The organism is Serpentinicella sp. ANB-PHB4 (assembly GCF_031432315.1).
GTDB lineage: Bacteria > Bacillota > Clostridia > Peptostreptococcales > Natronincolaceae > Serpentinicella.
This window is the reverse complement of record NZ_JAVKGO010000007.1, coordinates 1-24,473: the sequence shown is the minus strand read 5'-3', so window position 1 is coordinate 24,473 and position 24,473 is coordinate 1. Positions and strand designations below refer to the sequence as shown.

Sequence of the window (24,473 nt, the reverse complement as noted above, 5' to 3'; positions counted from 1 at the left end):
TAGTAATTACTTAATTACTTATACTATATTAAAATCAATTAAGCTTGAATTATCTTTTCTATTAACAAAATACTCTAGAAAACTTGAAAAATGCTCTATTACAATCTCTCTTTGCTCTAAAACAATTCTTTCTTTATCTTCTGAAGTCATGTTCGGCACCTCTAACTGTTTTAATAGCGCCATTTGGGTTTGTATTTCTCGCCCATTTTCAACCTCTATATCATATAGGGTTGAAAGAAACGGCGTATCAAATGCCATGGTTTCTGGAAACAAAGAAATAAATCTTATTTCCGTTTTAAAAGCATGACTTAAGGCTAAATATCGAAAAAACCAAGTATCCTTATCAAACATACTCATCATATATGTCGGCAAGTTAGCTTTTGACCATATTTTATAGTTAAACTCATTGCCCTTTAAATACACCTGAGGATTTAAACTCCACTGGGTCGCTTTCATTAATAGCGCATATAATTCACTATCTTTAAAATACTGTTGATGCATTTTTCGGTAAGGGTCCCAATCCATAGGCTGAAATTCTATCTTAGATAACACCAATACATTGGCAGCTTTTATCCCAGATAAAAATAAGGTAATCAATGTTTGGTCATCCTCAGTTAATACATGATTTGCAAAATATTGCTCACTTTGTTCTTTTATCTTCCTATATTTTTCTCCCGTATCCTGAATCGTAATCATCCCGCTTCCCCTTCTTTCTGAATATTTTCCTCATTTACTTCCTCATCTGCTTCCTCATCTTCCTCTATTACCTTCGGCACAGGAATTGCCCTTAAATAATCTCCTTCACAAGGATACATCAGCTTTTCAGACTCCGGATCGTCCGTTGCAATCCACACAGATTGGTCCCCTTCCCAATTTTCCCCCTCAACTGCTTTAATAAAGTAATCGATCATTCTACAAGTAATTTCAGGTATTTCAATTGTAAAAGCATGGCACACATGCTGCATAAGTAACAGCCTAGAATTTTTAATATGTTTTCTCAAGGTTTCATGACAACTACGGGGTGTTAAATAATCGTATTCTCCATTCATAATTAAAGTTGGTGCTTTTATATCCTTTAAATCCGGTGTAAACCCTTTAAAGTTATTCAAAGACTCCATCATGTTTTGAATACCATATAGATCATTATAAGAAAAGCTAGACCTTACTAAAGTTGGTAATTTTTCTTGATTCTTGTCCATCCAGTCGGCTGAAAAATTAAACATCGTAAACAGTTTGATTAAGTACTCAAATCCGGCCTTAACCATCCCTTCAAAAAGAGTTGTCCCCTTTGTATATAGTAGAGTGTCCATTTCACTAAAAGTACTCATAGGAAGAATTCCCTTCGTTCTTTCTGGATACTCAATGGCAAAACGAAGGGTAACAACACCACCAAAAGATACGCCGGCAATATAGACCTTATCTAAGTTTAAATGATCTAGTAATCCAGATAGCACTTTTTGGTTATCTCTGAAATCAATAAATAATGTCGGCTTAGTCGAAGCACCTTGTCCCATTAAATCAAAAAGTAAAACATTATAGCCCAGACCATTGAGATGATCCCGATAGTATTTCCAATGCTGTATACGTTGTGTCAAACCATTAATAAAGACAATGGTTGGTTGTCCTGGTTTTCCAACAAAGTCATAATTGATTTCTCCATTTTTGAACCGATATGTTGCCATGGTCCTCCCCCTTTACATGAATAAAGCACTTTAACTTTAAATGGTATTACTATGTGCTTTTATATTTTGACAATATATATGCACAATCCTTTAATGGTATGACAATATTTTGTATACAAGCTATTTTTTAGTTAAAAATTAAATTAATATACCCCTAACCGCTTTCTGCATCCTTTTCTTCCCTATAGGCTACCATCACTTCACTAAAAATCTCCCCACCGGTAGGCGGTGTATAGGTAATCGCATTTGCACCAGCTTCAATGGTTTCTGCAATGCTTTCATCCGTTGGCCCTCCGGTAGCAATAATCGGAAAATCTGGATAAGACTTGCGTATCTTTTTTACAATCTTTGCTGTATCTGCCCCACCGGACACATTCAATATTTTAACTCCAGCCTCAATTTTCTCACGATAATTATCGTGTTCCGACACCACTGTCAGTACAATTGGAATATCAATTTTGTCCCTAATATCCTTAACAGTCTCCTGATCAATCGGTGCATTAACTACTACTCCATAGGCTCCTTTTAACTCCGCCTGTAGGGCAATATCCGCAGAACGATGCCCAGTAGTAACACCACCACCAACACCACAAAATACCGGTACGGATGCCACATCTAAAATAGCCTCTGTTATAGATAGCTGTGGCGTAAAAGGATAAACCGCAATAACTGCATCAGCATTATTGTTTTCAATAACTGCCACATCAGTAGAAAATAGCAAAGACTTAATCCGGGTCCCTAAAATCTTGATGCCACTGGCGCTATATATAACCTTGGGCATTTCAACAATTCTTCCTCTAATCTCTACTTCCACTTCCGGAATCACTTTGCCCACCTTCATCATCTCCCTTTTTATTACATAGACCATTAAAGTCTGTTATTTTACATCATTTTTACCCCACCAGAAAAATAATAAACAAAGGGAGGATATCATGACCAATCCAACATGATTAATGATTGCTTTTAGGTTATAATTACAATAAATGTAGAAAAATACTTTAATAACTATGTACTAAGGAGAATCATTTTTATGGATACAGCCCAACCCCATAACACAGATAATAGAACCGATATACTCAAATTAATTGCAATCATCACAATGCTTATCGATCATATCGGTGCCCTTTTATTTCCCGACATCATTATATTTAGAATAATAGGTAGAATCGCTTTTCCTATTTTTGCATATCACCTTGTCATTGGCTATAAAAATACGGCTAACCTAAAAAAATATGTCCTAAGACTTAGCCTATTTGCAGTAGTTTCACAAATACCCTTCACTTTTTTTGGACGAGGTCTAAACATCTTTTTTACTTTACTCATAGGGATTCTAGCAATATATCTATACGAAAAAAATAGGAGAGGTTTATTGATGTTACTGTTCCTCTCCATTCCTTTATTTACTTATTTTATTATTTACTTCGACTACGAACTCTATGGTGTTTTAATGATTTTATTGTTTTACATATTTTACGAGGATCAAAACAAAACCATTTTAAGCTTTACCGGACTTACATTACTCTATTGTATAGACATTAATCATTACATCCAAATGTACGCCATTTTTGCATTGCCGCTATTTTATACCGACTTCAAAATTAAAATAAGATTAAGTAGATATTTCTTCTATGCCTTTTATCCTGTGCATATTACGGTGTTATTAATAGTGGAGAGGTTGTTTTTTTCTTAAAGTACTTACCTGATTATTTAATCAACCTATTTTAAGACCTCATTAATAAAAACAGTTCTTTCCCGACCAAGATCGATATCCTTTGGCTGAGCTAAAGGTCTATTTACACGATTATAATAAATTCGAACAATTGGTCTTGGACCTAAATTCTTTCTTACATTAACGACAACACCAACTTCACCGGTAGAAAGTCGAACTAAAGAACCTAAGGGGTATACAGATAAATTTTCAGTGAATACACAAGTTACTTTTGCATCAAAATAATAATTTCCGCCGCCATATAAAAACTCAATGGCCTGATGATGAGGATATTTTTCAAGTCTAATTAATCGGTCATAATTTTCGCAAACAGAAATAATACGTGCCCCTAAGGGGATATCCTTTCCTTCTAAACCATTAGGGTATCCACTACCATTCCAATTTTCATGATGGGATAAAATCATATTCGTTATATCCTCGCCCATACCAACTTCTCTTGTTATATAGTAGCCATATGTAGGATGCTGCCCCCAAGCACTTTCTTCTTGTTTATTTCGTTTTTTACCATTCAGTAAATAAGGCGTCTCTCTTAAGCCGACATCATGTAGTAATCCAGCTATGCCAACGTTATAGATCTCACTTTCTTTTAAATCCATGGCTCCCTCAACCAATAATGACATTACACAAGTAGCTACGCTGTGTTTATACAAAAAGTCATTATCTATTATTTTCATCTCCGCACAAAATTCAAGGATTTTATCATTCGTTGTAATCCGTTGCGCAATTTTTCTCACTCGCCTAGACACATCTGCCATTCTGTTAGATGTATTTCCTTCAACAATATCCGGTGCCAATCTAGTAATCTCATCTAACAGCAGTTTCTTTAATTCCTTTCTTATTGAATCAATAGGATCAACAGACAAAGTAAACCGGTCAACAACAGATACAACTTTAATGCCCCTTTTTCTAATCCCTTTAATCCTAAAATCCGTTAATTTAGTCCCCTGACCTAAAAGCACTTCATTCGTACTTGGACAAATAACCGGCTCCGAAACAACCATACCCTCTAACAGAGCAGATACATTTAACCTATTCATTCTCCCCCACCTTTCTTTCGTTTCATACACATAAATTTCAGCTTGTTATATCCTATTAAAATTTAGAGACAACAAGTACACTTTTTTATGTAAAATTTATTTGCGTGGATAAGTGAGAGATAGTGAATTGAAAAGCGAGATAGTAACTTGTTGCTACTATCTCGCTTTTTTGTACTGTATAATATAATTTAATTCATTGTTTAAGGTCTGTAACTATATCTTATATCTTAATATACATATTTAAATTAACTTTTTTACATATATGTGTAGAAAAGTCACTGTCTCGGTTTATCCCTGACATGTCACTTATTGTATGTAGACTTATTTCCTACAACAGTTATACAATTTAAATTGGAGGTAAAAAAATCATGATGGAAAATTATAATATTAAAATTTTATTTGGATCTAATGTTAGAAAATATAGATATGATAAAGGAATTTCTCAAGAAAAATTAGCTGAACTCTCTGGGTTACATAGAACCTACATAAGTGATGTTGAAAGAGGATGTAGAAGTATTTCACTAGATAACATAAAAAAAATTGCTAGTGCTTTAGAAGTCAAAATATTTAAATTATTTGTTTTCAATGAGGAGACCGATCATTATGATTAGGTTTTCCAACCCTAGTTCCGATATTGTAACTTTTATTAGAATATTTAAATCCTGCATTTACAACTTAAATAGAGCTATTTTTCAACTCCCGATAACGTGAAATAAAGTCATGGTTGGAAGTTATTGATTGATGTGGTGTGACTAAGCAAGATCTTCTTAAAATTACAGGGCTTAGCTCTGCTTCAATTGCTAAATTAGGTAAGAGGCAGAATATTAACACTGATGTGCTGATTAGAATTTGTAATGCTTTAGATTGTGACTTGAACGACATTGTTGAAACTGTTCGTAAGTAAAATAATGCATAATATTATCTTATGTAAAGGAGAGAACTAATGGAAATGATTAGAGTTGTAGGATCTAACCCACATGGATTTAAGAATGAAGCACTATTAGCTTATGCGATAAATAAGAAAAAAATCTCACAACTACCGACTAACTTAAAAAAATTTGTCGAGTATATTTGTTATCACGAAAATATTCAAATTAAAGAAAATGAAGTTGTCTTTTCAGAAAAGGTGAAAGGTCAAGTCAAGGAAGACATTTTTATTAAAATAAATAATCACCGTGTCGGTGTTAGCGTAAAAATGGGATCTGGAAATAGCGTTCATCAGGAAAAAATAGAAAGTTTTATTAATTGGGCAAATTCAAATACTGATATTACTAATCAAGAAAAAGACGATTTAAGATTAATGGTTTGGGCAGATGGAACTACAGATGGCTCTGCACCTATTATTAAAGATGAAAAAGGCTTTGTGATTGGACGATTTGGGGTTAAAGACTTTATTTCTAAATATCCTTTAAGTTTTGAACGCTTAAACAACTTTTTTATTCGCAATAAAAAAGCAATTATTTTGCGAGCTTTATTTGATGGAAAAGGTGCGGGACCAGCTGAATATTTATACAAAGGAACCCTCACCTCAGGAATTTGGATATCAAAACAAGAATATATCAAACACTTCATAGAAGTTGATACTACTCCTTCTACAACTCGACCACTTTGTGGAAATTTGTCCTATCAAGCTTATAATTCTAGTCTTAAGGCCACAGAATCTGGTGAAAAAAAGCGTGGAGATATACAATTCAAATACGGAGACATGGCTAATGATCTTGAAAAATATGAAGCTAAAATTAATATCCCTGCTAATTATGGTACAAGGGAAGGCGACATTGAAGAACTTAATTTATCTAAAATTATGAATAAAAATCAAAATTTCCCATTATGGTCATATTTAAAAGAACGTTTAGACTTTTCAGACTCTACTTTCCATTATCTAGTAAAAGTAGATGGGAAAAAGTACTCACAAAATGCTCAAAAGAAAGTTAGTTGTAAATCAGATAATTATGTAATTGAAACTGATTCAGAAATAGATAGAAATTTATTGCTTCAAAACGAGTACCAGCTCTCAGAAAATTTATTAGAAAAAATTGGGCAATATAGACTAATCCCAGGTTCAGGTATCTCTGTCAAAAGAAGAAACTCATCTAGTTACACTATCACAAAGATGTCAATTACAAATTTTAAGTCGGCTTTTCTACCATACTTAAAAGATATTGATTATTTTATTGCTGCCATTATATTTTATAGCACAGAAAGACAGGTGCATTTAAACAAAAATATAGCACAGGATTTAAATATGAATGAAAATAATTTTATAAAATTTTTCAGTGAGAATTTCCATGCGCAAATAAAAAATCTATATGATTATGAAGCTTTATCGGAAATTACCACAATTTCAAAACAAATAATAAAAGAAACTATTGAAAAAAACAAGACATTGAAAGCCAATATTTTTTCAGGTAAGGGTTGGTTCGTGGATCCGTATTATATAAACTTTGTCTTTGTTAATAGTTCATTTTCTGATGATGTTTATATTCCATATCATATTGATAATGGTTCTGGCCGAAGTAAAGGAAAGTATTACATCACTTTTAAGCCACAATAAATAAAGATGATGAATAATAATCGTATTGGATATTATTCATCATCTTTTTATTTAAATATTGAATTTTACCTATATGTTAGATTTTTGTAATTTATCAACCAGGTTTTTAGCAATTTGTTCAATTACTGGAACTACAATGCTATTTCCAATTTGTTTATATGTTTGACTGTAATTTTCTTTAATTTTATAATCTTTTGGAAACCCCATTATTTGAAGACACTCACCCGTTGTAAATTTCCTATTCTTTCCATAGATCACAGGTACATTATTTCCACCAGTCCCCATCTTTGCTGTAAGACAAGGAGAAATACCATTAGCGCTGAACGAAACTTTTGATGGTCTAATATTATTTGCAATAATAGGTTCACCATCAATAATCTTATCCCCTGTTTTTTTCTTAAACTCATCAATATGTAAATTCATATTATTTATAGCTATACTTGACATATCATATTCTGTACCTACAGAATCCTCAATAATATCACTCAAAAATAAATTAAGAGGTTCTTTAGTCGGGAAAATCTTCTCCAAATTTATACTTCCGTATTTATCACTGTCTACCCCTACACAATACCATCTGTTTCTATTTTGTGGAACTCCATGATCCTTAGCGTTTAGTAGCTTCCATGCCACCCTGTAATTCAATTCATTCAAAATATTTAAGATAGTATTTAGCGTTTTTTTACCATCGTGACTAACTATCCCGGCCACATTTTCTAAAATAAATGCTTTTGGTCTCTTATCCTTAATTATTCTAGCAATTTCAAAAAATAAAGTGCCTCGAGCATCTTCAAATCCAAGTCTTCTTCCAGCTAGAGAAAAAGGTTGGCAAGGGAAACCAGCACATAAAATATCATGTTCGGGAATCATTTCTGAAGTTATTTGGAAAATGTCTCCTGATGGTTCTTCGCCAAAATTATTCTGGTATGTTTCACGAGCGTATTTATCAATTTCACTTGAAAAAACACATTTGCAGCCGTTTCTTTCTAGAGCAATTCTAAATCCACCGATTCCCGAAAACAAATCTATAAATGTGAATTTCTCTTCATACGGCTTATTTGGGGGAAGCGAAAGGAAATCATATAAATGATTAAAAATCTCTCTAATAACTGGGGGGCTTACAGCATTTCCAGATTGTTTATACAATTGAGTATCACTGACTTTAGCATTTTTAAGATTACAAATAAATTCTTCATCAAAGCCTTGGATTCTTAGATTCTCAATAGGGGTAAGCTTTCTTATTCTCAAGCCGTGATTAGTGTTAACTAAAATTTTAGTTGTATCCGAGCGAGCCAAGACTGTTGGAGAAATTCCATTTACAGAATGTACCCTCCGTTGACGTTCCTGATCATTGTGAACTTCTTTTGGCAAGTCGAATAACTTAATAATCTTTCTATTTTTAGACTCATTGGAGTACTCTACACTATCTAAAAATTTAAATATTTTTTCAGTGTTAAAGTAATATTTTTCATCAACAACCTGCTCTAAAATATCCTTAATTACTTTATTCGATTTAACTTCTTTTAAAGTATCAAAAAAATTAAAGCTATGAAAGTCCATATCATTTAGTTCTTGTTTCAATTTATCTATTTTGATACTTCTAAAATCTTTATTAAATTTCTCCACCGGGAAATCTTTAATACCTATGATATAAGTTCTATTTCTATTTTGTGGCACACCCATTTCAGATGAGTTAATTACAGTAAAATCTATAGTATAGCCTAATTCATATAGTGTAAATAATATTGTTTTTATGGTATTAGAATGGTCGTGATTTATTAAGTTTTCAACATTTTCTAAAAACACCACTTTGGGCTTTTTCTCTTGCAAAATTCTACCTACGTCGAAAAACAATGTACCTCTAGTGTCTTTAAATCCTGCTCGCTTTCCAGCAATGCTGAATGCTTGACAAGGAAAGCCTGCCATCAAAATATCATGCTCAGGTATGTCTTTTTCATCAATTTTTGTGATGTCTCCATGTAAATTATGCCTTGGATAATTAATTAAATATGAATTTTGGGCAAATTTCTCAATTTCTGAAGCGAAAACTACTTCACCGTCTATCTTGGAGGAATCTAAACCTTGTTCAAAACCTCCAATTCCTGAAAATAAACTTACTACTTTATATCTACTAGTCACTCTATTTTTTCTCCTCATCAATCTTAATGTGTTCAATAATGTCTTCAACATTACACTCTAGGCAATTACAAATCCTATCCAATACTTCCATGCTAATATATTGATTTTTGCTTAACCTAGAAAGCGTCTGATTGCTAATCCCTGTTATGTCTCTTAATTGTGTCTTATTTATTCCTTTATCTATGGCTAATTTCCACAAACGATTATAAGATAATGCCATCATATACCTCCCGGTAGAATAAAATTCTCTCTAAATAGAATAACATAACTCCAACTCATTTTAAAGTAAGTATAGTCCATAAAATTTACCTTTTTCGAGCGTCGTACATCCCCACTTGGGTACTTTTTTTATACTCGTTTTTGAAGTCAATACTAAAGCTCCCCTATTAGGGACCGTTAGGATCTACACCGTTAAATCTGGTCTTTTTCGAGACCTACAAAAATTATAGTGCCAGAAAAAAATTAGATAAATCAACCGTACTCAAGGTGTAACCAAAATGGGTCTTGTCCACACCGTCCCGGTTTATTTTCTTTGACAAATAACCGGCTCCAAAACAACCATATTTTATTTAATCTATTTGCTGGAAAAACTATTTTAAAAAAATTGAAAGTGTATTTGTATAAAGGTATAATTATCCATAATAGTTTGTTTAGTAGCCAAAAACACATATAAGGAGCAATTAAATGAAATTAAAGTGGAAGGGGCGATATAAGGATCCGTCTCAACTTGAAAAGGGAAATTTGCCTGAACATGCAATCAAATTTAATGAACCAGATTCTCTGGGGAAGTTTAGTTTAGTATCGGGAGTTTTTGTTATTCCGATATTTATAATTGGAGCACTTACGACTGTTATAAAGACGGGAATAGAAGGGGCTTCTCCCAATGTAGGGCTAAATTTTTATGCATTTATAGCATCATACTTTGCTATTGGCGTGCATGAGCTACTTCATGCCATTGTATTTCCAAAGGATGCAGAAGTAGAGCTATGGTATGCTCCAAAAAATTTAGCTGCATTTGTACACTCGACGTATCCAGTTTCTAAAAGAAGGTTTATTTTACTGTGTTTATTACCAAGTTTAGTTTTAGGTTTTTTACCACTGGCTGTATGGGTCTTTATTCCTTCTTATTTATCTATTGCAAACTTTATTTATTCATTTGCTATATTTGAGTTATTGGGGTGTACGGGTGATTTTTTAAATGTTTATAATACTTATACCCAAATGCCAAAGGATGCAATGACACAAGCCTCGGGTTTTCATTCTTATTGGTATGTTGAGTGGGAAGAAGTTGCTGAGGGATAGGTAAATATAAAAAGCGAGATAATAACTTTTGTTACCGTCTCGCTTTTTTGTACTGTATAATCTAATTTAATTCATTGTTTAAGGTTTGTAACTATATCTTATACATATCTAAATTTACTTTCTTACATATATTAGTGTAAAAAAATCACCGTGCCGGTTTGATTTCCATTTAAAACAACACAGCTCTAAAACTCGTTCCAGGCATGAATACAACTACCTAATGTTTCAATACCATTTAAAAACCAGTTGTCCTAGTGCATATAGAATCAGTAGTGGTTTGTGGGGTGCCCTTTGATCTCCTTTTTTCCAGATGCTTAGATTTTCTATTCTGTTCTTTAATTCATTAGCATTCATATACATACTCCCTCATTATTGTTAAAATGTCTTAATTACTTATTTATAAATCTATAATTTCTATAAACTGGTACTAATTTCCTCTAACTATTGTTTATTTGCTCAAAATAAAACAAGCCAAAATGCATCTTAGCTTGTTCATTCTTTTACTTTTATTAACTTAATCCCTTTTTCAAAGCCGCCTCGTTCTTCTTTTTTCTTTAATCTTATTACTTCTAGTTCTTTGAAGGTTGTCCCTCTGTACTGTAAAATGCCATGGATCACTTCTAGTATATCTGCAAGTTCTTCTAAGTCTCCACTTTGGAGAAATTCTTCGACTTCTTCTTGTAGTTTTTGATTCAATAAGCTTTGTAGTTCTTGCCCTGCTACTTGTGTTGTCTCGCAGGTTTTTTTATGGTTTTGTATTATTTCTGGAATGCGGTCTCTAACTAATTTGTTATATATCTTTTCTGCCATGTTGACCTCCTTGTGCTTTCATTGCTCTTTATAATTTCTACTTTAAGTATATATCTCCTTTTACATTTATTATTAAATTAAATCTATGGATTACAAAATGGTTTCATTAAAAGTTATTAGTCTTATATTCCTATCTTTTTTATCATTCCCTTATCCTTCACAAGTTCTGATTGTTATGTTTATTATTTTATACAATATAGTAATTTTAATAGTTTAAATATTTTGTTTTACAGCCTAACAATGCTTGCATAAACTCCTTAGCCGATGGATATTGGGCTTCTTTTTCTTTATTTAAAGCGCGTAATATAACAGACTTGATTTCCTTATTTCGAAATACTGCCTGTTCTGGTGATTCTGGTACGATGCCATTGGTAAGATAGATATACATCATTGCCACGTGGCCTATGTCCTTTTGTATTGAATTTTTTTCATTTATTAGTCTTGTGGAATTAAAATCGATTATTTTAATCTTCTTCGGACTGCCAGCAATAATCATTGTGTTTTTTGGTTTTACGTCCCAGTGTACATATCCACTGTTGTGTAATTGCTGTAGTCCTCTTAGTGTATTAATAACTACTTCTAGACTAAATTTTTGGTCGTGCTTTTTTCCTCTATAATAGTAGTCGCCTCCTAAAACTCTACCATTTATATGCTCCATAACAAGATATGCTCTATTTTTTTCAATAAAGAAATTATAGTAATGGGGCAAATAATCAGACTCCTGGTAAGCCCGCATCACTTTCGCTTCCTTAGCGGCTTTTAATGGATCTGTCATTATTTTTATGGCTACGCTTTTTTTATTAATATGGTCATAGCCTTTATATACACGGGAATATGCTCCTTGGCCTATAGGTGCTAACTTGATGGTATAGTTTTTTACTCGAATCTCTTTCACGTGCCAATCCCCCTTCTTTACTTACTTCAAGGTATGTTTTTATAGGGATTTTGACACACTGGTGTGGTGCTTAACTTAACAAAAATCACCTTATGGTGTCAGATTTTTATTTTAAATCTTACACCATAAGGTGATTTGTTTGCATACTATTTAATTTGCTTCAAGCTTTAGGGTTTCTTCTTTATCATTCCACAGTAAATGAATGGTTACATTATCATCTTCTTTGGGAAAGTTAATGCGCTGTGTAAATGTTAAATTTTTGTTTACTGTACCATCTTCTAGTAGTGGCTTGTTTATTTGTCTTGTTTCCGTGTCATCGTCTTGAAAAGAAACGGACCACTCTAAATGGGCTATTGTTTCATCTCCTTTATACTGTATCAAAGGGTATATCTTGCTGAATTTCTCTGTATGTTCTTCTCCTTCTTTATCAAACCAGTTATATTCAAAGTAATGAATTGTATATTCTACATCCCAGTACGCTCCCTGTGCTGTAAATAATAGCTCATTTAAATCGTGAAGTTTTTCAAATACAACTTTTTCAACTTGGTCGACGGCATTAAAAAATGTACTTTCTTCAGCTTCACCTAGTTCACAGACGATCACAACATTTTTTGCAGCAAACACATAGGTTGTTTCATTTTTAATGTCGGAATATGTTATTGGGAAATCTTCTTTTCTTTCCTCAATCGTATCAAAGGCATATATAAACAATTCATGATTTGTATTATTAATGGTAAAACTTTCAGGCGAAATTTTTACATCAGTAAAAGGACTTGTTGCTTTTGTTTTTGTAATCTCTATGCCTTCACTTTCAATCATATTTATTACATTGCTTTCTGATAAGTGCTGATCCGTAGTATTAGTTGTTTCGCTATTACATCCTATTAAGAATATAAACATACTAAGAAGTACGAATAATGTTTTTCTATTTAACATAATAACCTCCTGAATTTTTAAAAATAATCTGACTGTTAGTATACTATTTACGAACTTATCATTTCATTCTGATTTTGTCAAATTATTACAGTATTTAATCTTTTCTAAAGGTTTTATCGTATTTCACCCGCTATTTTAAATGAGGAAATTGCATAATTCCATTATTAAAGGTTTTCTTAGAATAAATATACAAAATGTTACCTGAGCTCGCGCCTCATTTGTTTACTTATATCATTGTATTTATAGCGAAAAAACAAGTCAACAAATTCGAAGCAGGGAAGGTATATTTTTTTTATTTATTCGTCTAAATTATGCAATTTCCTCAAATGATAAACTCGCGATCCTTCATTTTATTCAGGATGACAAAATTAAACTTTCTTAGCAAAAGATAAAGGAACTTATTCATACTAAGTCTTTTATCTTAATTAATTCTTTCCTTAATTAATTCTTTCTTTTTAAATATTATCTTTAATCTAATACTTCTTTTACAAAGACTTCAACAATCTCTGGATCAAAAGCTTTTCCAGCACCTTTTTGTATTTCCTCTATTGCTTCTTTTTTTGTATAAGCGTCTTTGTTTTGTTTATGTGCTACAAGGTCTGCAAAGGTATCGGCAACTGCTAAAATTCTAGCATTGAGTGGTATTTCTTCTTTTTTTAATCCCTTTGGATACCCGGTTCCATCGTAGTGTTCATGATGATGCAAAACATCCTCTGCAAAAATCGTATATTCATTTGATGAGGTTAAAATAATGTAGCTTACTTCTGCATGGCGTTTAAACTCTTGCCAATCTGCTTCACTAAAGTTTTCTTTTTTATAGCCAGCCTGTTGATGAATAATGTGGTCTTCTATTGCAATCTTACCGATATCATGAAGTTTCCCTATCATTTTTAATTTTTCAACTTCTTCTTCCTCTAACTCCATTGCTTTACCGATTTGTCCACTAAAGTATGCTACGTGCTCTGCATGTTTCTTTTCATGGGGGAATTTTTTAAATAATTGTTGCTGAATTTGTTCAATTACTCTATTTCTTAAATCTACTTTGTTTTTAGTTTTCTTTTTATACATATATGTTTCTGCTTTTTTTAATAAGTCGTTAAGGGATTGATACTTTCTCTCTTTCGTTTCATAACCATAGGAAACAGTAACATCGATCCCCTCTACTTTTTGCTGTTGTATCTGTTCAAAAATTCGATCCATTACTTTTTGCACATGTTCTGAGCTGGTTTTAGGTAACAGAATAATAAACTCATCGCCACCTACCCTTGCGATTACATCCTCTTGTCTGCAAACGGCTTTCATCGCCTCTGCTACTTTTTTTATTAACTCATCTCCTACTTCATGACCAAAGGCATCATTCACTAGCTTTAATCCGTTCACGTCAATCATAACCATACTTAATGGTAAATTGTCAGGATGATCTAGTCTTTTTATTTCTGTTTCAAAATAACGTCTGTTATAAAGACCAGTAAGATGGTCGTGAAAGCTTAAATGTTGCATTTGATTTTCAATCATCTTTCTTTGTGTAATATCTATATCAATGCCTCTATAGGCCACAAGGTCTCCATTAATATCTAAAATTGGAAATCCATTTGTTAGAACCCACACTTCTTTATTGTTTTTATTCCGTAGCTTTTGCTCATAATCTTCGACTTTTTCTTTATTGTTTATAACAGAAAAACCCATCTTTTTTCTTTTGTCTTTTTCTTCTTTGGGAACAAAATCATAAAATGTCATTTTTCCGATTACTTCTTCCGGTTCGTATCCGTAAACTGTTCGCACTACATCATTAACGTATGTATACACCCCATTTGTATCCATTTCCCAGGCTACGGAGTGACTAATTTTCGCTAATTGCTCATACCGTTGTTGACTTTCTTTTAGTGCATCTTCTGCTTCTTTTTTTTCTGTAATATCTTCTAAGGTTCCCATCACACCATATACGTTATTTGCTTCATCATACAATGGTATTTTCGTTGTTTTGATCCATAAGTCATTGCCTTCTTCGTCAATATCAAACTCCTCTGAATTAATTTTAGGTCGCTGTGACTCTATGACGGTGTAATCATCTAACCGATAAAAATCCGCTATTTCTGTACTTGTTAGATCATAGTCTGTCTTTCCTACAATATCTTCCGGTGCATCTATGCCTACGGATTTAGCAAACTTTAAATTACAGCCTAAATATTTTAGGTCTAAGTCTTTCCAAAAAATTTGGATTGGCATTGTATCAAGTACCTGTCTAAGTATCTGTTCTGAATAGGCTAGTTTCTCTGACAAACGAATTTTTTCTGTTATGTCCCGGGCGGCGGCATAAATAAAATTGTCCTTTGAGTTTGAACGCCACTCTATAGAACGATAGTTCCCGTTTTTACATCTAAATCTGTTAACAAAATTCAAAACTTTATTTTGGTTCTTTAGGTGTAACATTGCATTTTTGGTTTTTTCTAAATCCTCTGGATGGACTAGATCTAAATATTTTGTTTCTTTTAATTCTAAAATTGTATACCCTAATGTATCTTGCCAAGCTTTGTTAACTTTTATAAAGTTTCCGTTAACATCAGCTATGCACAAGAGATCTAGATTTACATGAAAGAAGTTTTCTAACTGTTGTGTTTGATCATATAAATTTTTTTTAAGATTTTCTTGTTCTGTTATTTCGATAAAATTAATAACAAAATGGTTCTTTTCCGGGGAGTACACTTGGGTTTTATACCATTTGCCTAAGGTCTCTGAGTATTGCTCAAATTCCCCTCTTCCCCCGTTTATCCCAATGTTTCCAAAATGACTAATAAAATTAAAAGTATCCTGAGTCATCTCTGGCAACACTTCTGTTACCCGTTTTCCGATAAGATTTTCTGCTTTTAATCCGGTATATTTTTCAAAGGCTGGATTCACTTCTAAAAACACATAATCACAGGGCTCTCCTTTTTCATTACGAATAACCCTGTTGTATGAATATCCTACCATAGAATGATCGATGATATTTTTATAGAAATTGTCTCCCATCTGTAACCCAGCTCCTTGTTTTATCTAATTGTTTTTCTTTATAATTACCCCCTACTAAATAACATGAAACAAAATAAGATTGTTTTATCTGTTTTTTTACTATTTTCTCCATCCATTGAATAAGAGGTGTTTTAATTAACGGTTGCTTCTATAAAAATTTTCACTAACTTTGGATCAAATTGCGTTCCTGAGCATCTTTGTATTTCAGCTAGTGCTTCTTCATGTGTAAGGACTTTCTTATAGGGTCTATCATTGGTCATGGCATCATATGCGTCTACAATAGCTATTAGTCTAGACAATAAGGGAATCTCTTCTCCTTTAAGCCCTTGGGGGTAACCCTGACCATCCCATCTTTCATGATGGGATAAAGCAAGGGGTGCTATTGGTGCTAAACTTGATACGGATTTAATGATACGGTAACCGATTTCGCAATGCTTTTTAATTTCTTCATATTCTTCTTTGGTTAATAACCCTGGCTTTTTTAAAATTTGATCTGGTATACCGATTTTGCCTATATCATGAAATTTTACTAGCAGCTTCAAATTTGACATATCATTAGGTAGCATGTTCATTTTTTCACCTATCTTTACAGCAACCTCTTCCATTCTTGAAACATGCTTACTTGTGAAAAGATCTCTTTCTTCTAAGATTTTCATGCTTGCTTTAACAATGTCATACCTGGTACTATTAATTGCACTTAACTTTGCCATATTCATATTATCTTCTGCTTCTTTGTAGATCACTCTTGGATGTTTTTCACTTGTATTTCCAAGGGCAAAGCCAATAGATACATTTAGCTTTACGTTAAAAACTTTCTGACTTAAAAATTTTTTTGTCATGCAATCTGTTATATTTTTCATTTCTAAGCCTTCTGCACCTTTAATGAGTATGGCAAATGTATCTCCTTCTATCCTAGCGATTAGGCCTTTATTTTGAAGCACCTCTTTAATGCAATGGGCTGTTGATCGTAATACTTCATCACCAACAGCACTGCCTAATGTATTGTTTATTAACTTCAATCCATCGATATCACAAATCATAATACCTATTTTTTCAGATGATTTTTTTCCTAGCTTTTCTATGAATTTTTCAAAATAAGTTCTGCTATGGGTACCTGTTAACAAATCTTTACTGCTTAAAAATAAAAATAGGCGTGCTTTTTTTATACTTATTTTATTTCTAACACCCTTAAATATTTTAGTCACCTGATCACCAACTTTTAAGATATTTACCTCATATTTGGTCACTTAAAAATGAGGTTCGAGCTAAGTGAAACATTTATATAAAATGAGCAATATCTAAAATAAAAATAAGTTTATTATTAATTTTTATAATTTCTTTACAATGACTTTTTTCACTGCTTGATATTACTAAATCGGATAAAGGCTCCGTATGTTCTTTTTTGATTTGCAGTACCTGAGAAGCATTGTCAACAATTAATCCAATGAATTGCTCATCTTTCTTAAAAATAATTACTTGGGCGTTTTTGTGTATTTCTTTGTCTTTTAGTTCAAACTTCTTTTTTAAATTTAAGATAGGAATAATATCTCCTCTTATATTAATTACGCCTTCTATATCTTCTTTTTTGTTTGGAATAACTAATACGTCTTCAAAATCGTTAAATCTCGTTATTTCCTGTATATAACCTATTTCTACACCATATTGCTGTCCATTTAATTCAAATATTACATATTGATTATTATGCATAGATTTAATCCCCTTTATTTCACTGTTTTTGCTACTAATATAGATATTTTTTTTGAAAAAGTGTCATTTTTTATAGTAAAAAGATTTATTTTTTTAGAACTAAAAAAAGGGCTAAGCATATGATTATATTGAGAAAAATGAGTTTAGTAAGGGGAGTGGTTAAATGAGAAATATAAAATTGTCAACCAAATTAATGCTTAGTTTCTTAGTTATTATATTAGTTTTTGTTACTGTGATCTCAGTAGTAGGGTTACAACTCAGATCTATTAATGAAAATAATGAACAGATGAAAGCCAATTCAGAACTAAACGTAATGGCACAGGAGATGGATATTTTAGTACAAAAGATATTTGTTCGTATTACGGAGTTTGTTCGTACAGATGATCCATCAAATCTAAATGATCTTGATGAATTTCTTCCAGAATTTAATGATAAACAAGCTGAACTTTACAAACATATATCAACGGAAAGAGAAGTGTCATTATTTAATGAACTAAAAGATTTAAATGAAGAATTTGAATACTTGTATTCCTATCACTTAATACCCGCTGTTGAAACAAAGGATATCAACAGTATTAATGCCATAATGGAGGATTTAGCAAGTTGTCGTATTAATCTAGACCATGTCCTTAATGATATTCAAAACATTAAAATGAACAATTACAATGAAAGTTATAATTTAGTAAGTGAGCGTATAGGAGCATCTCATTCTTTATTAATTTCTGGTTTGATTATTGCTATTCTTCTTAGTGTCATTATTGTATACTTTATTGTTAAGTATATAAAAAAATCTATTAACAGTATCATTCAAGTTACGACTGCAATATCTAAAGGAGACTTAACAGTCTCGCCATTAAATGCTTCTGGTAACGACGAGTTTTTATTACTAATGCAATCTGTTAATAAAATGTTAGTTAACACCCAGCGGTTAGTGCAGCAAATCCAAACTACTTCCGACAGTGTATCCACTTCTTCGGATGAGCTTTCTGCGACCTCACATCAGTTAGCAACTGCTTCTGAGGAAATTGCGAAAACGATTCACGAAATTGCTGAAAGTGCGGGAGAGCAGGCAAAAAATACTGAGGAAGGTGCCCACTCAATTGATAGACTAGCAGAAGATATACAAAAAGTTCTACAAGCATCATTAGAGCTTGATGAAATTTGCATAGAAACAGAATCTCTTAAAAACAAAGGACTTCAAGTCGTAAAAGATTTAACAGTAAAAACAGATCAAAATAATAAAGCTTCTGAGACAGTAGCACAAATCATTTTTGAAACGAGTGACAGTGTTGATGCCATAAGTAAAGCTGCTTCGTTGATTAATACAATTGCAGAGCAGACTAGCCTACTTTCCCTTAATGCTGCAATTGAAGCTGCTCGAGCTGGGGAGGCTGGAAAAGGATTTGCTGTAGTAGCAGGAGAAATTCGTAAGTTAGCGGACCAATCCTCTGATTCAGTGAAAGAAATTGATGATATTATAAAAAATCTACAAAATAAATTTAATACTGCTGTAGATGAAATGCAACAGGCTAAAGGAATTGTATCGGAACAGTCTCAGGCGGTATCCACTACTGAAAACATATTTAATGAATTATCTAAAGCGATAGAACAAAATGTCTCTAAAAATAAAGCCATTAATAGCCTTAGTAAAGAAATGGAACAATTAAAGAATACTATTGTTGGTACAGTACAAAGTCTAGCGGCCATCGCAGAAGAAAATGCTGCATCTTGTGAGCAGGTTGCAGCTTCCGCTCAGGAACAAGCTTCATCAGTAGAAAACATCACTGCTTCCAGTGGAAATCTTTCTGATCTAACAGACCAACTTAAAGCACTAACAGATGAATTTGAGGTTTAAATTTTAGCTACTATACTGTTGAATTTCACTACAAGTAAATACACTTAGGTACTAAAATTTAATAATATATAGCAGATGCTCCTCTTTTTTATAAAGGATTTTTAATAAACTTCCGTAAAAAGAGGAGCATTTTGTATTACTTAATTTAATTTTATAATATCATTTAATTTAATACCTCTTCTATAAAAACTTTAACAAGTTCAGGATCAAATTTTTTTCCCGATTCCTGCTTTAATTTTAAAATAACTTCTTCTTGTGTTAAAGGAAAATTATTATTAACAGTTGACGTCATTTTATCAACAGTATCTGCCAGTGCTAATATTCTTGATTTTATTGGAATTTCTTTTCCTTTTAACCCTCTAGGATAACCTTTACCATCGTATCTTTCATGGTGATGTAATACATCCTCTGAAAAAATAGTATATTCATTAGAAGAACTTAGAATAATATAACTCACCTCTGGGTGCCGTTTATATTCAAGTATTTCTTCTTTTGTAAAGTCTTGATTATTATATCTGAGGCTCCTGTTTACAATCTTTTCATCTATTGCAATTTTTCCTATATCATGAAGTCTCCCTAGCATCTTTAATTCGTTAATTTCCTGTTGCTCCAATCCTATTGCAGCGCCGATATCAGCACTTATTTTACTTACTTGATCTGCATGGCTTTTCTCATGGGAAAACTTAATAAAAAGCAATTCTAAGATGGATATTATTGCTTCATTTCTTATCTGTGTTTTTTTCTCAGTTTTCTTCTTGTACATATAAGTTTCTGCTTTTTTTAAAAGATCATTAATACTTTGATGGTTATTTGTTTTTGTTTCTGTACCTGATGCTATAGAAATATTTATTCCATTTATCTTCTTTTTCTGCAATCCAAGATGAATACTAGTTATCACTTTTTCTACTTCTTTAGCATTAGTTTTAGGCAACAGAACAATAAACTCATCACCACCTACTCGAGCGATAATATCCTCTTTTCTACAGGATTGCTTTATGCCTTCGGCCACTTTTTGAATTAGTAGATCACCCGACTTATGTCCAAAAGCATCATTCATTAGTTTTAGTCCATTTATGTCTATCATAATTATGCTTATTGGAAGATTTATCTCTTTATCTAATCCGTTTATTTCTTCTTCTAAAAATCTCCGGTTATATAACCCTGTTAAATGATCATGAAAGCTTAAGTACTTCATTTTCTCTTCTATTACTTTTCTTTCTGTAATATCTTCAAAGGTCCCCATTACACCGTACAATTTATTATGATTATCATAAATGGGTATTTTAGTGGTTTTTACCCACATAATTTCTCCGTCTTTTCCAATAACCTTTTCTTCAAAATTAATTTTCGGTTGTTCTGTATTAAGTACTTCTCTGTCATCACACCTATATGTTTGGGCAAAGTTTTTCCAACCTAATTCATAATCGTTTTTTCCAATGATCTCATTAGGGGAGGATAATCCTGCATCCTCAGCAAATTTTTTATTGCACCCTAAGTAATTTAAATTTAAGTCTTTCCAGAATATACGAATGGGTATAGTGTCCAGTATTTTTCTCAACATACAGCAAGGATTTTCTAGATTTTTTATACAACTATTATGATCTTTTCCTTTAATTATGGTAATAAAATAGGACATATTAATAAAATATACATTTATATCATATAAATCCCCTTTAATTTCTTGTTGATATTGTACCTGTCCACAGTAAGAACTCACTTCTTTTAATTTTTCTATTAAGTTTTTTTGATAATCATTAAATAGTTTTACTTCGGATTCTTTTTTTCCGATAATTTCACTGGATTGTATATTTGTAATTTTTTCAACGACCTGATTCATCTCTATATATTGAAAGTCGCAAAGTTCTCCATCTTTATTTAAAATAATTTTTTGATATAAATATCCAACTTTTAAGTGAACACCCTCGTCAATAAAATATCCCTTACACATCATAACGATTAAATCCCCTTTTTATTTTTATAATATGTCTAAATAATCTTATTGGGTATAAAAATAGTAAGATCTCTTATATAAAAATATAAACGCCCTTGTTGTAACAGATTCTTAATAATCTGCTACAACAAGGGCGTTTATCTAGTTTAATATAGATTTATAAAAATCCTGTGCTTAAGTAACGCTCTCCTGTATCGGGTATCATAGACAGTACCCTTTTGCCTGGCCCAAGTTTTCTGGCCATTTGCAGTGCAACAAAGGTTGAAGCTCCGGCAGAGATGCCGCATAGTATTCCTTCTTTTGTCGCTAAGTCTTTTGTTGTTGCAATCGCTTCTTCATCTGTTACATGTATAATTTCATCGAAAATATTCATGTCTAAGGTTTTTGGAATGAAGCCTGGGCCTGTTCCTATGATGTTATGAGGCCCTGGCTTCCCTCCTGCAATTACAGGGGAATTTTTTGATTCCACTACATATATCTTTAAATGGGGTAGGTGTTTTCTTAGTACTTCACCGGTGCCACTTATGGTTCCACCAGTGCCAGCTGTTGCAACAAAAGCGTCTAATTTTCTTTCCATTTGGTTAAGTATTTCAAGAGCTGTTGTTCTTTTGTGTATTTCTGGATTAGACATATTTTCAAATTGGTTGGGCATAAAACTATCTGCGATCTCTTTTAATAGTGATTGTGCTTTACGTATGCTCCCTGACATCAGTTCTTCCCCTGGTGTTAGAATGACTTCTGCGCCGTAGGCTTTTAACAGCTTTACTCTTTCTGCTGTTGCTGTTGCGGGCATAATAATAATTAATTTATAGCCTTTTGCTGCGGCTACCATAGCTAGACCAATACCAGTGTTACCGGAGGTTGGTTCTATAATGGTTGCCCCTGGCTTTAGGATGCCTTCTTTTTCTGCTGTTTCAATCATACTTAGAGCTGCCCGGTCTTTTACAGAACCACTAGGGTTAAAGGACTCTACCTTTACAAAAACATCGGCACTATCTTTATCTACCATTCTATTTAATTTTATAACTGGGGTATTTCCAATTAGCTCGGTTATATTGTTATAAATCATTTGATCTACTCCTATTCTAACCAAAATAGATTTTCTAAACTGGCGTCTCCATTAATGAATCCTAGATCTTTTGATAAGTCAGCAAATTCTTGTAATACATCTTTATCTATTTCACTTCTGTAGAACACACGGGCTAAGGATGTTTCGAAAATTTCTGGTGCAATGTCTTGATCTGTTATTTCTTTAATTTGGTTTCTTATAATTTCTATAGATGCTTCTTCATTTTCATTTAAATAGTTTATTGCTTGTTCATGTCCTTTAAGGAATTTTTCTACAATTTCAGGGTTTTCTTCTGCAAAGCTTCTTCTAGCTACTAGTACTGTTGCTGGTACATTTCCATCCCATGGTACTTCTGTAGCGTCTACTACGACTCTTCCAACACCTTCGGCTTCCATAATTGATGCCCAAGGCTCTGAAACTAATGCACCATGAAGCTGTTTCTGCTGTAGCATCCCTACATTTGTAGCTGGTCTTTGCGCTACTCTTTGTACTGTACCGCCATTTTCCTCTACTGCCATACCTTCTACTTGAAGCATTTTTCTAAGTAATAGGTCATGTGTACAACCAGTTGAAGCCGTTGCAATAATTTTTCCATGTAAATCTTCAACACCGTTATATTCTACGTCATTTCTCATCACTAACACGTTTTCTCCTACACTGGCGTTGGATAGTAGTACAACATCGCCTCCTTGTAGGTATCTATTAATCATTGGTCCTGGTCCAACGTAACCAATATCAATTTGTCCTGTTGAAAGGGCATCCATAAACAAGGAGCCATTTGGGAAGTGCATTGTATCTAAGTTTAATCCCTCTAATTCTTCAGCAAAAAATCCTTCTTCTATACCTACCATTGCCGGTGCATGGGATAGGTTAGGGAAATAACCAACACTTACTGTATCTATTTCTTTATCTACACTTGCAGTTGAGCATGCTGTAATCACCACAAGGGATAATATTAAAATACCAATCAATAAACTTACTTTGCTTTTTTTCATTGTCTTTCCTCCCTATATAATCTTGTTTTTTCTTACATTTACTCTTGTTTTCTTAGTTTTTTAAACTTGTTTTATTAACTTTAAAGAAACAGCGTCAGATAAGAGGACTGATAATTGTAGAATAATCCTGTTTTTGGGTATAGTAAACAAAACGTCTTTAAATTACATTTTATTTCAGCGGTGTATACCCACTTCCTCCATGGTAGCAAACCTCCCATGTCTAACAGGGTCATGCCCTCAATTCCTTCGTTCCGCTTATCCATGTATGGGTGTCTGTATGCTCCTTTACCGAGTCATGCTCTGATGGAAAAATTATTGACTACCTGCTGTTTCTCTATAATTGTAAGGAAATTGACTTAAACTAGGCGTTATTTCTAACGGACGCTGTCCTAATTCAAGTTCTTGTTGAACATAGCTACGCTGCTAGTTGAATGTTAGGTCTTTTGATGTCTGTTATAAGTCGTTGTGCACTATACTCTTCATTCTTTGTTAATATAGCAAACAAGACCCTTATCAGTTTACAGCATATTGCTATTATCGACTGCTTTTTCTTCAATGGGTTGTGCATTCTGGTTGTGTAATAGTGATGAATTGAGTTAAATTCTTTGTTTTTTCCTACTAGTGGCATGGCCGCTTGAAACAGTATGGCTCTTAAACGTTTCCTGCCACGCTTGCTAATAGTTGTTTGTCCTTTATGTTTGCCTGAGCTGCTTTCTTTAAGTCCAAGGCCAGCTAGTTTCTGTATCTGCTTGGGTGTGTCAAAGCGCCTTATATCACCCACTTCCCCTAGGAAGCTAGAGATT

Annotated in this window: 22 protein-coding genes and 1 pseudogene; 6 read left to right on the top strand and 17 right to left on the bottom strand. The window is 32.8% G+C overall.

Features of this window, described 5'->3' with window-relative positions; translation table 11 throughout:
* Nucleotides 1-18: 18 nt before the first annotated feature.
* The 3 genes from RH915_RS07150 to RH915_RS07140 all read right to left on the bottom strand — a co-directional run bounded on the left by RH915_RS07150 (nt 19) and on the right by RH915_RS07140 (nt 2,523).
* The gene (locus RH915_RS07150; RefSeq protein WP_310478915.1) at nt 19-696 is read right to left on the bottom strand and encodes a hypothetical protein; all 678 of its coding nucleotides are present in this window, start codon (nt 694-696) and stop codon (nt 19-21) included.
* Nucleotides 693-1,682, bottom strand: a complete 990-nt coding sequence (locus tag RH915_RS07145; protein ID WP_310478913.1) for an alpha/beta fold hydrolase — start codon at nt 1,680-1,682, stop codon at nt 693-695. The genes RH915_RS07150 and RH915_RS07145 overlap by 4 nt, the downstream gene beginning before the upstream one ends.
* A 154-nt stretch (nt 1,683-1,836) precedes the next feature.
* Entirely contained in the window at nt 1,837-2,523 is a 687-nt protein-coding gene (locus RH915_RS07140) for a hydrolase (protein WP_310478912.1), read from the bottom strand.
* Nucleotides 2,524-2,712: 189 nt separating this feature from the next.
* Here RH915_RS07140 and RH915_RS07135 point away from each other — a divergent pair, with 189 nt between their 5' ends.
* Complete coding sequence (locus tag RH915_RS07135; protein ID WP_310478911.1) at nt 2,713-3,372, top strand: TraX family protein; 660 nt, start codon at nt 2,713-2,715, stop codon at nt 3,370-3,372.
* 26 nt (nt 3,373-3,398) lie between these two features.
* Here the strand turns inward: RH915_RS07135 and RH915_RS07130 are convergent, their stop codons facing one another.
* Complete coding sequence (locus RH915_RS07130) at nt 3,399-4,448, bottom strand: HD-GYP domain-containing protein (protein WP_310478909.1); 1,050 nt, start codon at nt 4,446-4,448, stop codon at nt 3,399-3,401.
* A 368-nt stretch (nt 4,449-4,816) separates the two neighbouring features.
* Between RH915_RS07130 and RH915_RS07125 the strand changes: the two genes are divergently transcribed.
* The 3 genes from RH915_RS07125 (at nt 4,817) to RH915_RS07115 (ending at nt 7,002) form a co-directional block, all read left to right on the top strand.
* Nucleotides 4,817-5,059, top strand: a complete 243-nt coding sequence (locus RH915_RS07125) for a helix-turn-helix domain-containing protein (protein ID WP_310478907.1) — start codon at nt 4,817-4,819, stop codon at nt 5,057-5,059.
* Between the two features lie 137 nt (nt 5,060-5,196).
* Complete coding sequence (locus tag RH915_RS07120; RefSeq protein ID WP_310478905.1) at nt 5,197-5,352, top strand: helix-turn-helix domain-containing protein; 156 nt, start codon at nt 5,197-5,199, stop codon at nt 5,350-5,352.
* Nucleotides 5,353-5,391: 39 nt separating this feature from the next.
* A complete protein-coding gene (locus RH915_RS07115; RefSeq protein ID WP_310478903.1) occupies nt 5,392-7,002 on the top strand; it encodes a hypothetical protein in 1,611 nt (536 codons plus the stop codon).
* 69 nt (nt 7,003-7,071) lie between these two features.
* Here RH915_RS07115 and dcm read toward each other — a convergent pair whose 3' ends face one another.
* Together dcm and RH915_RS07105 are read right to left on the bottom strand one after the other, a co-directional pair.
* On the bottom strand, nt 7,072-9,141 hold the full coding sequence (gene dcm, locus RH915_RS07110) for a DNA (cytosine-5-)-methyltransferase (RefSeq protein WP_310478901.1): 2,070 nt from the start codon (nt 9,139-9,141) through the stop codon (nt 7,072-7,074).
* Between the two features lies 1 nt (nt 9,142).
* The gene (locus tag RH915_RS07105; RefSeq protein WP_310478900.1) at nt 9,143-9,361 is read right to left on the bottom strand and encodes a helix-turn-helix domain-containing protein; all 219 of its coding nucleotides are present in this window, start codon (nt 9,359-9,361) and stop codon (nt 9,143-9,145) included.
* A 464-nt stretch (nt 9,362-9,825) separates the two neighbouring features.
* Between RH915_RS07105 and RH915_RS07100 the strand changes: the two genes are divergently transcribed.
* Entirely contained in the window at nt 9,826-10,443 is a 618-nt protein-coding gene (locus RH915_RS07100) for a DUF3267 domain-containing protein (protein ID WP_310478899.1), read from the top strand.
* A 234-nt stretch (nt 10,444-10,677) separates the two neighbouring features.
* Here the strand turns inward: RH915_RS07100 and RH915_RS07095 are convergent.
* The 7 genes and pseudogenes from RH915_RS07095 to RH915_RS07065 form a co-directional block, all read right to left on the bottom strand.
* Nucleotides 10,678-10,797: pseudogene (locus tag RH915_RS07095) on the bottom strand (phosphorothioated DNA-binding restriction endonuclease); the annotation flags it as partial.
* 138 nt (nt 10,798-10,935) lie between these two features.
* Nucleotides 10,936-11,253 carry a nucleoside triphosphate pyrophosphohydrolase gene (locus tag RH915_RS07090; protein ID WP_310478897.1) on the bottom strand — a complete coding sequence of 106 codons (318 nt, stop codon included), beginning with the start codon at nt 11,251-11,253 and terminating at the stop codon, nt 10,936-10,938.
* Nucleotides 11,254-11,458: 205 nt separating this feature from the next.
* Nucleotides 11,459-12,148, bottom strand: a complete 690-nt coding sequence (locus RH915_RS07085) for a protein kinase domain-containing protein (protein WP_310478895.1) — start codon at nt 12,146-12,148, stop codon at nt 11,459-11,461.
* Between the two features lie 150 nt (nt 12,149-12,298).
* Nucleotides 12,299-13,084, bottom strand: a complete 786-nt coding sequence (locus RH915_RS07080; RefSeq protein ID WP_310478894.1) for a hypothetical protein — start codon at nt 13,082-13,084, stop codon at nt 12,299-12,301.
* A 468-nt stretch (nt 13,085-13,552) separates the two neighbouring features.
* Nucleotides 13,553-16,093 (bottom strand): PAS domain S-box protein, encoded by a 2,541-nt coding sequence (locus tag RH915_RS07075; protein WP_310478892.1) that lies wholly within the window; start codon nt 16,091-16,093, stop codon nt 13,553-13,555.
* A gap of 131 nt (nt 16,094-16,224) precedes the next feature.
* Nucleotides 16,225-17,298, bottom strand: a complete 1,074-nt coding sequence (locus RH915_RS07070) for a diguanylate cyclase (RefSeq protein ID WP_310478890.1) — start codon at nt 17,296-17,298, stop codon at nt 16,225-16,227.
* A gap of 73 nt (nt 17,299-17,371) precedes the next feature.
* Nucleotides 17,372-17,800, bottom strand: a complete 429-nt coding sequence (locus tag RH915_RS07065) for a chemotaxis protein CheW (protein WP_310478889.1) — start codon at nt 17,798-17,800, stop codon at nt 17,372-17,374.
* Between the two features lie 163 nt (nt 17,801-17,963).
* Here RH915_RS07065 and RH915_RS07060 point away from each other — a divergent pair, with 163 nt between their 5' ends.
* Nucleotides 17,964-19,655: a methyl-accepting chemotaxis protein gene (locus RH915_RS07060; RefSeq protein ID WP_310478888.1), complete on the top strand. Its 1,692-nt coding sequence runs from the start codon at nt 17,964-17,966 to the stop codon at nt 19,653-19,655.
* Nucleotides 19,656-19,818: 163 nt separating this feature from the next.
* Here the strand turns inward: RH915_RS07060 and RH915_RS07055 are convergent, their stop codons facing one another.
* The 4 genes from RH915_RS07055 to RH915_RS07040 form a co-directional block, all read right to left on the bottom strand.
* Nucleotides 19,819-21,606, bottom strand: a complete 1,788-nt coding sequence (locus tag RH915_RS07055) for a diguanylate cyclase (RefSeq protein ID WP_310478887.1) — start codon at nt 21,604-21,606, stop codon at nt 19,819-19,821.
* Between the two features lie 157 nt (nt 21,607-21,763).
* Nucleotides 21,764-22,675: a cysteine synthase A gene (cysK, locus tag RH915_RS07050; protein WP_310478886.1), complete on the bottom strand. Its 912-nt coding sequence runs from the start codon at nt 22,673-22,675 to the stop codon at nt 21,764-21,766.
* Nucleotides 22,676-22,686: 11 nt separating this feature from the next.
* A complete protein-coding gene (locus tag RH915_RS07045; RefSeq protein WP_310478885.1) occupies nt 22,687-23,670 on the bottom strand; it encodes an ABC transporter substrate-binding protein in 984 nt (327 codons plus the stop codon).
* Nucleotides 23,671-24,085: 415 nt separating this feature from the next.
* Nucleotides 24,086-24,473: transposase (locus tag RH915_RS07040; protein ID WP_310478884.1), on the bottom strand; the 388-nt coding region annotated here is incomplete at its 5' end.

Excerpts from the sequence above, each read along its gene's own strand:
- RH915_RS07115 (WP_310478903.1), top strand. The coding sequence starts at position 5,392 with ATGGAAATGATTAGAGTTGTAGGATCTAACCCACATGGATTTAAGAAT.
- RH915_RS07135 (WP_310478911.1), top strand. The coding sequence starts at position 2,713 with ATGGATACAGCCCAACCCCATAACACAGATAATAGAACCGATATACTC.
- RH915_RS07140 (WP_310478912.1), bottom strand. The coding sequence starts at position 2,523 with ATGAAGGTGGGCAAAGTGATTCCGGAAGTGGAAGTAGAGATTAGAGGA.
- RH915_RS07100 (WP_310478899.1), top strand. The coding sequence starts at position 9,826 with ATGAAATTAAAGTGGAAGGGGCGATATAAGGATCCGTCTCAACTTGAA.
- RH915_RS07145 (WP_310478913.1), bottom strand. The coding sequence starts at position 1,682 with ATGGCAACATATCGGTTCAAAAATGGAGAAATCAATTATGACTTTGTT.
- RH915_RS07060 (WP_310478888.1), top strand. The coding sequence starts at position 17,964 with ATGAGAAATATAAAATTGTCAACCAAATTAATGCTTAGTTTCTTAGTT.
- RH915_RS07130 (WP_310478909.1), bottom strand. The coding sequence starts at position 4,448 with ATGAATAGGTTAAATGTATCTGCTCTGTTAGAGGGTATGGTTGTTTCG.
- RH915_RS07065 (WP_310478889.1), bottom strand. The coding sequence starts at position 17,800 with ATGCATAATAATCAATATGTAATATTTGAATTAAATGGACAGCAATAT.
- RH915_RS07045 (WP_310478885.1), bottom strand. The coding sequence starts at position 23,670 with ATGAAAAAAAGCAAAGTAAGTTTATTGATTGGTATTTTAATATTATCC.
- RH915_RS07105 (WP_310478900.1), bottom strand. The coding sequence starts at position 9,361 with ATGGCATTATCTTATAATCGTTTGTGGAAATTAGCCATAGATAAAGGA.
- RH915_RS07055 (WP_310478887.1), bottom strand. The coding sequence starts at position 21,606 with ATGATGTGTAAGGGATATTTTATTGACGAGGGTGTTCACTTAAAAGTT.
- RH915_RS07150 (WP_310478915.1), bottom strand. The coding sequence starts at position 696 with ATGATTACGATTCAGGATACGGGAGAAAAATATAGGAAGATAAAAGAA.
- RH915_RS07090 (WP_310478897.1), bottom strand. The coding sequence starts at position 11,253 with ATGGCAGAAAAGATATATAACAAATTAGTTAGAGACCGCATTCCAGAA.
- RH915_RS07125 (WP_310478907.1), top strand. The coding sequence starts at position 4,817 with ATGATGGAAAATTATAATATTAAAATTTTATTTGGATCTAATGTTAGA.
- RH915_RS07080 (WP_310478894.1), bottom strand. The coding sequence starts at position 13,084 with ATGTTAAATAGAAAAACATTATTCGTACTTCTTAGTATGTTTATATTC.
- RH915_RS07075 (WP_310478892.1), bottom strand. The coding sequence starts at position 16,093 with ATGGGAGACAATTTCTATAAAAATATCATCGATCATTCTATGGTAGGA.
- cysK (WP_310478886.1), bottom strand. The coding sequence starts at position 22,675 with ATGATTTATAACAATATAACCGAGCTAATTGGAAATACCCCAGTTATA.